This window comes from Pyxidicoccus fallax (genome assembly GCF_012933655.1).
Lineage (GTDB): Bacteria > Myxococcota > Myxococcia > Myxococcales > Myxococcaceae > Myxococcus > Myxococcus fallax.
Window position 1 is genome coordinate 1 of record NZ_JABBJJ010000324.1, and the last position, 14156, is coordinate 14156.

A 14156-nucleotide genomic window follows, 5' to 3' on the forward strand; every position below is an offset into this window, starting at 1 on the left:
GGTGGGGGCCTGGGGGAGGCCGGCCAGCAGCGCGGCCTCGGCGAGGCTCAGGTGCTCACCAGGCTTGCCGAAGTAGCGCTGGCTCGCGGCCTCCACGCCCATGGCGCCCGCGCCGTAGGGAGCGCGGTTGAGGTACTGCTCCAGCAGGGTGTGCTTGTCCACGGCGCGCTCCAGGCGCAGGGCTTCGAGCATCTCTCCCAGCTTGCCGCGCAGGGTGCGCGGGTGCGGGTGGATGCGCCGCGCGAGCTGCATCGTCAGCGTGGAGGCCCCGGAGACCACGCGCCCGTGGCGCACGGCCTGCGCCAGGGCACGGACCACGGCGCGCGCATCCACGCCGGGGTGCTGGTGGAAGCGCGCGTCCTCCACGGCGATGGTGGCCTGGACCACCAGCGGGGAGATGTCCTCCAGGGCGCGCCAGCGCGAGCGCTCGCCCTCCGCGTTCACCACCTCGCGCAGCAGCCGGCCGCGCGAGTCGTGGATGCGCAGCGAGTCACCCGTGCGCGTGTGGAGGTCTTCCACGGGGTAGGGGTGGAGGGCCACGGCGGCCCACAGCGCCACCGCGCAGGCGATGAGGACGAAGGACAGCACGCCCGTGGCGACCGCGAAGCGACGGAGGATGCGGCGCGGCTTCGGCGGGCGGCGCCGCGCGGCGGCGACCGGAGGAGCCCCGGATGCGACAGCGGGCTTCCCGGCAGGGGCGGCTCCGGACGGCGCTGTGATTCCGGGCGCTACCGAGGCCGGCACCGAGGCTTCAGGTGCCACCCTGGCTTCGAGCATCGCCGAGGCCAACACCGCGGCTTCGGGCGTCACCCTGGTGTCGGACCTCGCCGGGGCCAACACCGCGGCTTCGGGCGTCACCCCGGTGTCGGACCTCGCCGAGGCTTCGTGCGAGGCCGCGACTCCAGGCGCCGCGGTGGATTCGGGCATCACCGGAGCCCAATCAGCTGCCGGACCCTCAGGCGTCTCGGCCCCGGACGTTTCCGGACCCTGGGAGGAAGGCCGGCTCATCGCACCGTGACCTCGTCGATGACGGTGGCACCGGCCACCTCGGGCGCGTACATGGCCTCGGCACCGGCGGCGGGGCGCAGGAACGTCCCTGGCGTCGTGGCGCGAGCGACGTAGCTGAACTCGTACTCCCCCGCGTTCATGTCATCCACGAAGAAGGCCACGCGGTGGTCGCGCATCTCGCTGTAGGACAGCGAGGCGAGCCCGCGCTGGAGCGCCTGGGTCAGCGGCCCCTGCGACACCTTCTCCGTGGTGGCCAGGTTCGTGTTCATCGGCTCCAGGCCGGCGGGCAGCTTGTCGTCGATGGCCACGTAGTTCTGGTGGCTGTCCGCGCGCACCTTCAGCCGCACGCGCACCAGCGAGCCCAGCGGAATGGCCTTCACGTCGACCGGCTCACCCGTGAGCGTCTCGTACGTGCGCTCCACGCGGAAGCCGTCCTCGCGCGCGGCGCGGTTCTTCTCGTTCAGCTCCGCCTCGTACTGTGCGCGGACGCGGAGGAGGGCGGGGCCGGGGCCCCGGTTGGTGAGCGCCACCGCGTGCGTGTGCGCCTCGCCGGCCTTCAGGCCGAGGTCCGCCTCCGTCCGCCGCAGCCGGCGCACGCGCTGGCTCACGACCTCCAGGTCTCCGTCCTTCACCGGACGGCCATCGAGCGTGAGCGACATGCGCGGCGCGCTGCCGGTGTTCATCGACCGCGCCATCCGCGCCACGCCCATGATGCCGAAGACGTTCTCCTGCGTGTTGCCCCACATCCCGTACCGCTGGCGCTTGAGCAGGCCCGTCAGCAGCTTGTTCCCCATTCCCGCCGCCGCCCCACCGCCAGAGGCGAAGGCCAGCAGCGAGGTGGCATGCGTGCGCAGCGGCGAGTCCATGGACCAGCCTCCATGGGGTTTCCCGTCGAACCACGCCTCCTGCTCCGACTTCTTCGCCGCCGCCTCCACCTCCGCGAGAATCGGCTGGAGCAGGCTCTGGTCCTGCCCCTTCATCTCGCTCACGGCGACGGCGAGGAAGGCCATGCCGAACGGGGTGAGCTTCGCCTTCTCGCGCCACAGGGTGGACACGTACGCGGGCTGCGGCCGGCCCAGGCGGCCCAGCGTCATCACGAAGTAGGCCCGCGTGTCCGCGTCCGCCATGCCGCCGTGGGGAATGCTCTCGGTGATGTTGCCGTCGCGCAGCCGCAGCTCCAGGTAGTCCCCCATGCGCTTCAGGGCTTCATCCGGCACGTCGTAGCCGCGCTGCTTGCCCTCGATGAGCGCGGTGAGGCCGAAGGCCGTGGCGAAGGCGTGCGGCTCCGTGCCGCCGGGCCAGTAGGACAGTCCCCCCGCCGTGGTCTGGAAGGAGAGGATGCGCTTGATGCCGGCCTCGGAGAACTTCTTCAGGTCGGCCTCGTTCACCGTGACGCCCATCTCCGGCAGCAGGTCCTTGAGCACCACCAGTGGGTACGCCGTGCTGGTGGTCTGCTCGATGCAGCCGTTCGGATAGTCCATGAGGTAGCCCACCGCGTCCTTCAGCTCGCTGAGCGCGGTGCCGGACACCGTCACCTCCAGCTCCACGCTGCCCGGCTGGCGGTCCGCCGGCAGCGCCAGCTCCAGGCGCTGCTCTCCGGACACCTGCGCGCTGGACACGAGGACGCGGCGCGAGCCCGGGTTGAGCACCGGAAGCGTCACCTCCACCGAGTCCGTCGCCTCACCCATGCGCGCGGCGAAGCGCACCTTCGCGGGGCCACGGCTGGCCACCTTCACCGGGAAGCTGAAGGACGCGGACTCGCCCGGCTTCACGGTCTGCGCGGGTGGCGTGAGGACGGTGCCCTTCTGGAGCTCCAGCCCGTCGAAGGACGCGGTGAGCTGGACGGGGCCGGCCTCCGCCTGGCCGTTGAAGGCGAGCGCCTCCACCCGGAGCGTGTCGCCGGGGTACGCGAAGCGCGGCAGCACGGGCTGGAGCATCAGCGGCTTCTTCACCACCAGCGCCCCCTCCGCCGAGCCCGCGCGGCCCGCCTCGTCCACCACCACCGCCATGACGCGGTAGCGGGTGAGGTTGTCCGGCAGCTTCACGCTCACCGAGGCCTTGCCGTCCGCGCCCACCGCGACGCGCGGGTTCCAGTACGCGGTGCTCTGGAAGAGGGTGCGCAGGTCGGCGGGGAAGTCACCCAGGGCGAAACCCTCGCCGCCGTCGCCGCCGGGGAAGAGCGCCTCATGGCGCTGACGGCGGGCATGGGGAAGGTCCAACCGGCTCTCCGCGGTGCGCACGCCCAGCGGCCGGGCCGCGTAGAGCGCCGGCACCGGGTCCGGCGTGCGGTAGCCGGTGAGGCCCAGCACGGCCTCGTCCACCACCATCACCGTGGCCTGCCCGGAGGCGGGCCGGCCCGCGCTGTCTCGCACCGTCACGTCCACGCGCACCGTGCCACCGGGCCGTGCCACCGGCTTCTCCGGGGCGACGGCCACCGCGAGGCGCTGGTTCGTCGGCTCGACGTGGAGCTGCACGTAGCCGAGCTTGAAGGCGGGCGCGCCCGTCTCGAAGCCGGTGGCGTCCTTCTCCGTGTGGATGCGGCCGCGCAGCAGCACCACCGAGACGAACACGTTGGGCACGTGCGCGTCGGTGAGCGGAATCTCCAGCGTGGGCGTGTCGCCGTGAATCTCGAAGAGGCGGTGCTCCAGCACGCCGCCGCGCTCCACGGTGAGCAGCCCGCGCGCCTCGGGGAAGGGTGTCTGCACCACGAGCTTCGCCGTCTCGCCGGGGAGGTAGCGCGCCTTGTCCGCCACCACCTGGATGCGGTCCTGGTCGAAGCGCGGCCACGCCACCGTGTTGTCGCCGGACGCGGACACGCGGAAGCCCGCCTGCACCAGCCGCTGCGCCGTGTCCTGCGCCCACGCGCGCACCTGATACGCGCCCGCCCCGGGCACGGTGAGCCGGCAGGTGACGGCTGTCTTCTCCGTGGTGACGAGGCACTGGCCCGCCTCCACCTTCTCCTCGCGGTTGACGAGCTGCGCGTGGCCGCCGCTCACCCGCGCGTAGGTATGGGTGTCCACGCGCTCCAACTGCGCGCGCACCTTCACGCCCTCCTGCACGGAGCCGTCCGGCTTGAGGGCGATGACGGGCACCTCCAGCACCTGGCCCGCGCGCACCACGGCCTGCGCCGGGGGCAGCACGCCCACGTAGAAGGCGGCGGGGTGCACCACGCGGGAGAGGCGGCCGGCGTAGGCCTGCCGGTCCACGTCGGTGACGCTCGCCTCCACGGTGTAGCGCTGGGGGCCGGCGTAGGACGGGTGGTCCGCCTTGAACTGGACGCGGGCGCGGCCCTGGCCGTCCAGGCGCTCGTCCGCGCTGGTGACGAGCGTCGTGCCCGAGCCGTCCTCCGGCAGCCCGAAGGCGTACTGGGCGAAGCCGGCGGGCGCGAAGGGCTCACGCGCCTTCCACACCTGGTAGCGCACCTCACGGCCGGACAGCTCGCCGCCGTGCAGGTAGCGCGCTTCGACCACCGCCTCCACGTCCGCGCCCAGGGGCCACTCCTTCGCGGCGCTGGACACCTTCACCTCGAAGGTGGGCACGCGGTACTCCTCCACGCGGAAGGTGTGGCCGGCGGAGCGCTCGCCATGGGTGAGGCGCAGCGAGTACTCGCCCACGGCCGCGCCCGTCTTCAGCTTCAGGTCCACGTCCGCCGCGCCGAAGGTGTCGAGCGTGAGCGTCGTGTCCAGCACGCCCTGGCCGCGCGGGTCCTGCACGCGCACCTGGACCTCGCGCTGGCGCTTCGGCAGACGGCCAGCGTCCTTCACCAGGGCCTTGATGTGCACCGTCTCCTCCGGGCGGTACACGCCCCGGTCGGTGAAGACGAGCGAGGCGAGCCGCTCGGCGCCCTTCACCTCGCCGGTGAGGCCGAACTGCCAGGCCGAGGACATGCGCTCCTCGTCCACCTCCGCGATCAGCCGGTCCTCGTCCTTGCGCGCGGAGAGGAAGACGCGCCGCTCCAGGCCGCTGGCGGTCGCCACGCCCGGAGCGCGCAGCAGGGCGACGCCGTCCGCCCCCGTCTCCGCGGAGGCGAGCTTCGCGCCGGCCTCGTCGAGCAGCACCACCTGCCCCTGGGCCACGGGCGTCGCGTCGCTCAGGCGCGTGAGCCACACGAGGATGCCGCCTTCATGCACCTTGGCGGTGAGGCCCAGGCCGGAGAGCTGGAGCAGCACCGCGTCCCGCGACGGCTCCTGGCCGGCCTCGCTGCCGCGGCCCGTCGCGTTCAGCTCCAGGCAGTACAGGCCGGGCTTGCCGCTCTCCAGGGAGACCTCCAGCGGCTCCAGCGCGTTGAGCGCCTTGGGGCGGGGCGCGCCCACGTCCCGGGCGGGACCCATGGGGGCGCCGTAGTCCTCGCACGAGGCCTGGCGCTCCATCGTGTAGGCCTTCACGAAGGCGTCGGGCGCGGTGATGCGGCGCGCCTGGGCCTTCACGGAGGCGAGATTGCGTCCCTGGAAGGGGAGGCGGGCGCCGGGCAGCTCCAGCGTCAGGTGCCGCGCGGGAAGCTGGAGCAGGGGCGGCAGGTCCTGCGCCTTGAACGTCCACGTCGGGCCGCCCTCCAGCGGGTTGCCCAGGACGTCCTCGAGGCCGGGCGTGAGGGAGGCGCGGTACTTCTGGCCGGGGGTGAGCCGCATCGTCACCCGCGCTTCGCGGCCCCAGCCGGAGACGTCCAGGGACTCGGGCGCGGGCTCGACGGTGAAGTGGGCGCGGAGCTCGTCGGCGTCCACGGGGTTGTTGAACGTCAGCATCCACTCCGCGGCGAGGGGCGCGCGCTGCGGGTCCTCACCGGTGCTCAGCGATTGGCCGTCCAGCGTGAGGCGGCGGTTGACGGTGAGCGTCTGCATCTCGTCCGCGGGTTCCTTGGCGGCCGTGTCGCTGAAGGTCGGGTAGACGAGCCGCACGGTGCCGCCGTGCGCGGGCGGACGGGGGAAGCGCAGCGCGAGGACGTGCTTCGGGTCCACCGTCACGCTGGACGGGGCTTCGCCTTCGGCCACCGCGGTGACCTTCACGGGAAGGGACTTGCCATCCGAGTCCTCGGCCTTGAAGTGCTTGCCCAGGGCCTTGGGGGAGACGGGCTGGTCGTAGAGCGCGAGCAGCGGTCCGTTGCCGACCTCGTGGGTGAAGTCGTTGAGGAAGGCGATGAAGCGGGGCCGGCCGGGGAGGACGGGCCATGCGGCCACCTTGCCGGCGACCTGGAAGAAGGGCACCTGGAAGGAGTCCTCCCACGGGGACGCGAGCACCGTGCCCGCGTCATCCGCGGCGGTGGCCTTCTCCACGCGCACCGTCACGGGGTGGCCCCAGCCCAGCGCGCCCGGTGACGGGGTGAAGACATGCTCCGTGGGGGAGCGCCAGGACCACGTGCCCTGCTGCGGCGGCTCGAGGGTGACGGCCACGGACTTCGCTTCCACGGGGACGCTGAAGGTGAGCACCAGCTCGCAGCCGGCCTTCTCACAGGGGCCGCGCAAGACGGTGAAGTCCTCGGCGTCCTCCGCTTCCGTGGGCTCGGGCTCGGTGGGCTCGGGCTCGGGAGAGGGAAGGGGAGGAGGCTCCACGGGTGGAGGCAGGCTCACCGGGGCAACGCTCTCCGCGACCTGGGGCGCCGGGGTGTTGCCGGGGCTTCCCGGTGGGGTGGTGCTCGCGGGCTCGGTAGTGCGCTGGCAGGCCGCGAAGACAAGGGTGGTGAGAACCCACCCGAGTACCGGATGGAGACGGGGTGAGGACATGACGGGCTCCTGGGAGGAGGCGGACGAAGTCGAGGGCTGGTCCGGAGCCCCAGAGCAACCGCCGTACCAGGGGTGAAGTGCCTCGAAAGCGCCGGTTGCGCAGGTGGCCAGCCACGGCCACCGTGCGCGTGCGTCCTCCCAACCACGTGGTGCGTGTCCGCGCGACCACGGAACTCACGTTGTCAGCGGCGACCCACGCCTTCAGGTCAGGTCTCAGGCCGACCCGGCGTAGGGGGGGAGAACGAGGCGCCCACCTCCGGGTAGGCTGAGCCCATGCTCCGCAAGTTCGGGACTCTCGCGCTCGTGTTCTTCTGGGCCCTCTTCACGTTGGGGGCGGACGTGCTCATCCTCCAGGACCCGGCCCGCGACCTCCTGGCGCTCGGCTGGCCGAGCGTGACGGGCACCATCACCCACAGCTCGGTCAGGGAGTTGCGCGGCAAGGGCACCACGTACCACCTGGACGTCCGCTACACCTACGACGTCGGCGGGCAGCACTTCCAGGGAGTGCGTTACCGCCACTTCAATCGAGGTCTCCCCGACCGGGGCGAGGTGGAGGAGCGGGCGCGGCGCTATGCGGTGGGCACCGAGGTACCGGTGTTTCACTCCCCTGGGGACCCGTCTCGCGCCGTGCTGGAGCCCGGAGTCACCGGAGGCGACCTCTTCATGCTGATGGTCCTCCTGCCCTTCAACCTGGTGCTGGTGGGAATCACGCTCTCCCCCTTGAGGCGGAAGGCGCCCGGCGGCACGGTGAGCCCCGAGCAACGAGCGGGACGCCTGTACGTGACGCTCGATGACACGTCCCCCGTGGTCGCGGGCGCCTATGGCGCGGGCTACACCACCCTGGCGTGCATCGTCCTGGTGGGCATTCCCACGAGGTTCCACCCGTCCCTGCCCTTGGTCGCGCTGGCGTGGGCCGCCATCCTGCTCGTGAGCCTCTTCGCCGCGGGGTGGAAGCGCTCGCGGCTGGCTTCCGGCCACTACGAGCTCGTGGTGGACCCGCGCGCGCGCCGCCTGTCCCTGCCCGCCATCCTCGACCGCAAGGAGCGGCGGGACGTGGCCTGGGACGACATCCGGGACATCACCGTGGAGACCCACACGCAGACGTCGAGCAGGGGAGGCACCCAGACGAGCTACCGCCCCACCCTGGTGCTCGCCGCGGGCGACCCCGAGCGGCGCCAGGAGGCCCTTGTCGACTGGGCCGATGCGGACCGGGCGGCGGCGCTGGCGGACTGGCTGCGCGCCCGGCTGAAGCCCCGGGGGCGCGACGCGGACGCCTCGCTGTCCGCCTGAGAGGATGCCCGTGAGCATGCGAGCAGCCTTCACGCTGCGGGATGCCAGCGGAAACATGTTCGTCATCGCGGAGGGGTCCCCGGCCGCGCTCTAGGGGCCGGGGACCGCCCGCGCTCTACCAGGTCTTCGCCGCCGCGAGCGCCTCGTCGAAACCCAGGCCGTTGACCCGCATCACCGCGAGCCAGTTGATGGGCCCCACGACGTCGAAGACGAGCCCCTTGCCACCGGTGGCTTCGACGATGCCGGCTCCGGCCGTGTTGCCCGTGCCGACACCGTAGACGATGCCCGTTCCCGAGAGCTCCACGCTCGAGAGGCCCGAGCCGAAGGTGTTGTCTCCCACGGACGCCGCCACGTGGTACCGGCCATCGGGAACCTGGAGCCGGAACTTCGCTCCGGTCGTCAGCACGTAGCTGGCGAGGCGCGGATCGCTGGTGCCGTTGCGGTCGCCTCGGGTCTGGAGACCGGCCGCGTCCTGCCAGCCCCAACCGCGAGCCGCGTCGAAGGCGGAGTCGTCGGCCACCGCCCAGCCCGTCACCATCGGTGGTCCAGGAGGCTGGAAGTTCAAGGCGATGAGCTCTCGAGTCGCGTTCGGAATGACCTCGAGCGCCGCCTGGGCCTCGACCGTCCCGACCTTCGCGCGGAGGGTCGTTGTTCCCTCCGTGAGTCCCCGGACCGTGCCGCTGGTCACCGTGGCGATGGACGGAGTGTCGGAGCTCCAGGTTGCCTCGCAGGTGACGTCGCGCGTGAAGACGTCGGAGCCGCGGTGGTAGGAGCCGACGGCCGTGAAGCCCGCCGACTTCCCGCGGACCATCTTGAGCGTCGTCGACGGCTGAATCGTCAACGCGTCGAGCACGACGTCGCCCGCCATCTTCACCACTTCGAGTTCCAGGGCTCCGACCAGCCCGCGCCGGGTGAGCGGGTCGGTGTAGCTCGCCTGCAACCGGGCCCGGCCCGGCTGGATGGCCCGGAAGGTGCCGTCCGCGTCGACGGTCGCCACCTGAGGATCGAGCGAGCTGAACGTGACCTCCGAGGTGGCGACGACCGAGGTCCCGTCCTGGAACACCGCCGTCACCCGCAGCTTGCCGGTCGAGCTCGCCTCGACCGTCGCATTGGGCGCCGTCACGTCGATCCGCCGCAACAGGCGCGCGGGTCTCGAATCGAGCCGGTAGACGAAGACGTTGGTGTCGACGGTATTGACCACCACGAAGACATTCAGGCCGGGCACGTAGCGGAACCGCCCGTAGGTCCCGTTCAGGTTGGCCGGTCCGGGCACCACCGTGCCCAGCGCCGCATGCTTCGTCCAGACGCGGGTGCCGAGGTCCAGCGTGTAGATGTCCCCGCCGCCCTTCCACGCCACGATGCGGTCGGTCACCGGGTCGTAGTCGACGCCGGGATTGCCCCCGTCTTCGATTTCCCGAGCGCCCGTGGTCGCGAGCCGCGTGCGCTTCGGCACGAACTTCCCCAGCGCGTCGATGGTCCAGGTGTCGGTGGAGCCCTGACCGACCTCGACGTACAGCTTGCGCCGGGGATCGACGACCGCGTTCTTGTAATAGCCGAGCTGGTCCGTATCGCCGCGAATCGTCCACTTGCCGGTGGCGGGATTCCAGACCGACATCGCACCTGCTCCGGGGTGGTACCAGAGGACGCGGGTGCCGGGGTCGTAGGCGCTATTGGCGCCGGTGCGCCCGCCGCTGGGCTTCGGAAGGTCGGGGTGACTCTCCCAGCGGTGGGTGTCGAGGTTGAGCGTGGTCTGGGGCATGCCCTCCCAGCCAATCGCGAGGAACCGGTCGAAGGGCGGAGGCAGGTATTCGAGCCCATCGTAGGTGTGGATGGCGCAGTTGACCCCCAGCGCCGGGTCGGGACACTCCTCTCCGGATTTGACGGGATCCGGGTCGGTCAGGCGCACCCACGCGCCGGTGCGCAGGTCAAAGCCGTAGATTTCGTTACCGAAGTAGCCGTTGTGGCCGCCGCCGGTGATGTAGAGCCGCTCGCGCTGGGTATCGAGGGCACCGCTCGCCCAGTCGTTCATGATGCCGCTGATACCCTCGCCCCATCCGAGCCACGGATACGTCGCGGGGCTCAGGGCCGAGGCCCTCAGGTTCGAATTCGGGAACTCGTACCAGTGCCCCGGCGCGAGCCTCGAGAGCGCATCCGGCTGTGCATTCGGGATGGTCACCGTCACCGGATTCGACGGGAGACTCTCTCCCCCTTCGTCGTTGAGGGCGGTGACGGTGTACGTGTACGTCTCGCCCGGGACGACCGGGCGGTGGGCGAAGGACGACCGGATGACCTGCCCGACCTGCGCGGGGCCCCGCAGCACGCGGTAGCGTTTGACCGAGGCCGTCGGCGAAGGCGCCCACGTCAGCGAGACCTCGAAGGAGGAGACGCTCGCCACGGTGAGGTTCGTCGGTGCGTCGGGGCGCGGGAGCCTCGTCTCACCGCACGCGACGACACCGGCGTCGGAGCCCGCGTCAGACCCCGTGGGAACTCCCGCGTCAGACCCTGCATCGGGTTTGCCGCCATCCGCATCGGTGTCCGTGTCGGAGCAGCCTGCTGAGCCCAGAATCAACACACTGACGGCAAGGATGCGAATGAGCGGGGGGAGGAGCATGTGCGGACTATAGGCCGAGATTTCGTCCGCATGGTCGCAGGTGTCACCGTATTACCGAGGCATCCACTCCGAGGGCGGCACGGACAGTCGAAACCCAGTCCACCAATTCTTCGCGCCTAAGGGACTGGGAAAACAGGGCGTGCAACTCGGCGAGGCCGGCGCGCTCGAGGATCCGCTTCTCGTTGAGGACCCAGGTGCGTTGTCCGGCGAGCACGGCGTGGGCATGTTCGATGGCCGCCTTCGCCGCCTGTCCCATCGCACCGACGACATCGCCCCGCGCGGCCCGCATCCGCGCGTGCTCGAGGCTGAACGCGCAGGAGAACCGCCACCGGGACTGCGCGGTCACCGCCAGGGGCTCCGGATAGCTGGCCCTCCGCGGGAGCGAACCGTGGAGGACACGGCCCCACGCGAGCTCCGCGCGCAGCATGTACGTGGGACACCCCGCGAGATATCCGAGGAGCGCATCGACTTCGAAGTGGCCGGTCTCGGCGCGGTCGCTCCAGTACTCGACGACATCGAGGTCCCGGAGGAGCACGTCGACCTTGGTGCCATCGATGACCAGCCATGCGCCGCCATTCATGAGGCGCCCCCAGGAGCCGGGAGGGTGCACCGTCCCTCTCTGGCTCAGCCGGGTCGTGTCCAGCGTGCCTCGGTAGTAGACGCCGAGGTCCCAGTCGCTGCGGGCGTCCACACCGCCTTCCGCTCGGGAGCCCCCGAGCGCCACGGCGCACGCACCGGGCATGGCGATGAGCGACTCGACGAGTTCCTGGATGGGAGCGGGTAGGGAGACAGGGTCGCGCGAGCTCATGGTCTTGAGCCTACTCCGCTCTCGACTTCCAATGACTTGCTCAGACAGTCCGGACCGGACCGTCACCACCCGCGTGGCGCTTTCCGACGTGTGCGGCAGCTCGTGGGGCGACTGCCCCTGGTAGTGGGAATCCACAGGGTGTCGAGGCCGTCCGGGTCGGGCTTCGCCCGCGAGTAACACGGCTACAGGTGCCTGGTGTTGAGAGGGAACTCGCTCCCGAGTCCCCTGCCAGGAAACAGCCATGCGTGCGCTACTGCTCCACCCGGAGTTCCGTTCGGCGTCCTTCTGGAATTATCGCGAGACCTGCGGCCTGCTCGATGCGCGGTACCCCGCGGCACCGCTCGGGCTCTGTACGGTGGCGGCGTTGCTGCCCCGGGACTGGGAGCTCCGGCTGGTGGACCGCAATGTCGAGCCGCTCGACGATGCCACGCTCGCCTGGGCCGACCTCGTCCTGATTGGCGCCATGCTGCCGCAGCAGCGGGACTGCCTGGACCTCATCCAGCGGGCGAGGGCCCTGGGCAAGCGCGTCGTCGTCGGCGGACCGGACCCCACCAGCAGCCCTCATCTCTATGGCGAGGCCCATCACCTCGTGCTCGGTGAGGGCGAGGTCACTCTTCCTGCGTTCCTGGCGGACCTCGCGCGGGGGGAGGCGAAGCAGGTGTACCAGGACGGGGCCAAGGCAGATATGTCCCGCTCGCCCGTCCCCCGCTTCGACCTGCTGCGGCTGGACCTCTACAACCACGTCGGCATCCAGTTCTGCCGGGGCTGCCCGTTCAACTGCGAGTTCTGCGACATCATCGAGCTGTACGGCCGCAGGCCCCGGGCGAAGACGCCCGAGCAGATGCTCCAGGAGCTGCAGACGCTCCATGACCTCGGCTACCGGGGCCATGTCGACCTGGTCGACGACAACTTCATCGGCAACAAGAAGCTCGTGAAGGAATTGCTGCCGAAGCTGAAGACGTGGCTGGAGGAGCGGAGCTGGCCCTTCGAGTTCACCACGGAGGCCTCCATCAACCTGGCGGATGACCCGGTGCTGATGGAGATGATGCGGGACGTGGGCTTCTTCGCCATCTTCGTGGGCATCGAGAGCCCGGACGAGAAGACGCTGACCGCGATGCAGAAGAGGCAGAACACCCGGCGACCCATCATTGAAAGCATCCAGAAGATCTACGCGCACGGCATGTTCGTGAACGCCGGCTTCATCATCGGCTTCGACAGCGAGCAGGGCAGCGTCTCACGAGGCATCATCGACTGCATCGAGGACGCCGCCATCCCCGCGAGCATGGTGGGCCTGCTCTACGCGCTGCCCAACACACAGCTCACCCGCAGGCTCACCGCGGAGGGACGGCTCCACGAGAACCACGACATCCAGCCGGACGGCGAGAGCGACCAGTGCACGGCCGGCATCAACTTCGTGCCGCGCCGGCCCCGCGCGAACATTCTCGGCGACTACCTGAAGGTGGTGGAGACCGTCTACGCCCCGGATAAGTACTTCGCGCGCGTCCTGCGGGCGGGGAAGTGGCTGGACTCGCGCCACCGCCGCTACAAGCCCTCGCTGGCGCGGCAGCTGAAGGAGCTGCGCGGCTTCGCGCGGCTGGCGGGGAAGATGAGCGCCCGGAAGGCCACGCGGTGGCTCTTCTGGAAGACGCTGCTGCAAGCGTTGGTGTCCAATCCCGGCTCCATCCGGTACACGGTGTCGCTGATGGCGCTGTACCTGCACTTCGGCTCGTTCTCCCAATTCGTCTCGACGAAGATTCGCCAGGCCATCGACTCGGAGCAGCGCAGCCCCTCGCGCGTCGCCAGCGCGGCCTGAGCGGCGTTCCAGCCTCGGGTGAAAACTCCATTGACCAGCACTCTCTGCATGTTGCGTAGGCGCCTACGGATGAGAGGGTTTGATGACCATGGATTACGTGCGAACGAAAGCGGGCGCGGCACTCGGTGCACGTCTGCGCCGGCTTTCCGAGCGGATCGACAATGACGCGGCGCGCGCCTACGCGGCCCAGGGGGTGGAGTTCGAGCAGCTCTGGTTCGGCGTGTTGAACCAGCTTGCGTTGAACGGGCCCATGATCGTCGGGGCCTTGGCCGAGGCGCTGGGCATCACCCATGTCTCCGTCAGCCAGACGCGTGTCTCACTGGAAAGGGCGGGCCTCATCCGGCAGGAGCCGGACGCCTCGGACGCCCGTCGGCGCCTGTTGTCCTTGATGCCCTTGCTCGATTGGAGGCGGCATTGGAGCGGCAGTCCCTCTTCGAGCGAATCACCGCCGCTGACGAGGCCAGGGGCAGGCGATGAGGTGGTCGAGACGCGAGCTCCTGGGCGCCTCGCTGATGCTCGCCTGCGTTCCACGGTCCGAGCCTCCGGTGCCATCGGCCATACCGGTTGCCGCGCCCGGAGACTGGCTGGAGAGATGGCTCGCCGCGTTCAAGGAGGAGGCTCGGGGAAGGAGGGTGCGGCACGCCGCGTGAGGCTCCTGGCGTGAGCGCGCCCGTGCCCGCTCCGGCAAGGGCGAGCGCCAGCAGGTACAGCAGGGCCAGGCGCACGGAGCGGGGACGGTACCGCGTGGCCCCGTCCCATCCCAGCGGAGGCTTCAATTTCAATAAATCCGGGAATACTCCGTGGCGCGGAGGGGGCTGCTGAAGGCAAGCGAGCACCTGGGCCAGGATGTCCTTGGCAATCGCTGACATCCTTTCTGGAATGACCTGCCAGGGAGGGTGGTGGGGGGCG

General features: G+C 70.6%; 8 protein-coding genes. 4 read left to right on the forward strand and 4 right to left on the reverse strand.

What is annotated here, in order from left to right; genetic code table 11:
- Nucleotides 1–588, reverse strand: a 588-nt coding sequence (locus HG543_RS42395; protein WP_169350639.1) for a transglycosylase domain-containing protein, incomplete at its 3' end; no start/stop codon positions are given.
- Between the two features lie 4 nt (nt 589–592).
- Here HG543_RS42395 and HG543_RS42400 point away from each other — a divergent pair.
- On the forward strand, nt 593–1018 hold the full coding sequence (locus tag HG543_RS42400) for a hypothetical protein (RefSeq protein WP_169350640.1): 426 nt from the start codon (nt 593–595) through the stop codon (nt 1016–1018).
- Here the strand turns inward: HG543_RS42400 and HG543_RS42405 are convergent.
- Entirely contained in the window at nt 1005–6725 is a 5721-nt protein-coding gene (locus HG543_RS42405) for an alpha-2-macroglobulin family protein (RefSeq protein ID WP_169350641.1), read from the reverse strand. The two genes, HG543_RS42400 and HG543_RS42405, sit on opposite strands and share 14 nt — an antisense overlap.
- Nucleotides 6726–6998: 273 nt before the next feature.
- Between HG543_RS42405 and HG543_RS42410 the strand changes: the two genes are divergently transcribed.
- A complete protein-coding gene (locus HG543_RS42410; protein WP_169350642.1) occupies nt 6999–8015 on the forward strand; it encodes a DUF3592 domain-containing protein in 1017 nt (338 codons plus the stop codon).
- A 115-nt stretch (nt 8016–8130) separates the two neighbouring features.
- On the opposite strand, the gene HG543_RS42415 is transcribed toward HG543_RS42410, so the two are convergent.
- Nucleotides 8131–10626: an Ig-like domain-containing protein gene (locus HG543_RS42415; protein WP_371876539.1), complete on the reverse strand. Its 2496-nt coding sequence runs from the start codon at nt 10624–10626 to the stop codon at nt 8131–8133.
- Between the two features lie 43 nt (nt 10627–10669).
- Nucleotides 10670–11434, reverse strand: coding sequence for a nucleotidyltransferase domain-containing protein (locus HG543_RS42420; protein ID WP_169350644.1), 765 nt, complete (start codon nt 11432–11434; stop codon nt 10670–10672).
- A 241-nt stretch (nt 11435–11675) separates the two neighbouring features.
- Here HG543_RS42420 and HG543_RS42425 point away from each other — a divergent pair, with 241 nt between their 5' ends.
- A complete protein-coding gene (locus HG543_RS42425) occupies nt 11676–13247 on the forward strand; it encodes a B12-binding domain-containing radical SAM protein (protein ID WP_169350645.1) in 1572 nt (523 codons plus the stop codon).
- Between the two features lie 82 nt (nt 13248–13329).
- Nucleotides 13330–13911 carry a MarR family winged helix-turn-helix transcriptional regulator gene (locus HG543_RS42430; protein ID WP_169350646.1) on the forward strand — a complete coding sequence of 194 codons (582 nt, stop codon included), beginning with the start codon at nt 13330–13332 and terminating at the stop codon, nt 13909–13911.
- The last annotated feature ends 245 nt before the right edge of the window (nt 13912–14156 follow it).

Coding starts and splice junctions, on each gene's coding strand:
- HG543_RS42405 (WP_169350641.1), bottom strand. CDS start 6,725: ATGTCCTCACCCCGTCTCCATCCGGTACTCGGGTGGGTTCTCACCACC.
- HG543_RS42410 (WP_169350642.1), top strand. CDS start 6,999: ATGCTCCGCAAGTTCGGGACTCTCGCGCTCGTGTTCTTCTGGGCCCTC.
- HG543_RS42415 (WP_371876539.1), bottom strand. CDS start 10,626: ATGCTCCTCCCCCCGCTCATTCGCATCCTTGCCGTCAGTGTGTTGATT.
- HG543_RS42420 (WP_169350644.1), bottom strand. CDS start 11,434: ATGAGCTCGCGCGACCCTGTCTCCCTACCCGCTCCCATCCAGGAACTC.
- HG543_RS42425 (WP_169350645.1), top strand. CDS start 11,676: ATGCGTGCGCTACTGCTCCACCCGGAGTTCCGTTCGGCGTCCTTCTGG.
- HG543_RS42430 (WP_169350646.1), top strand. CDS start 13,330: ATGACCATGGATTACGTGCGAACGAAAGCGGGCGCGGCACTCGGTGCA.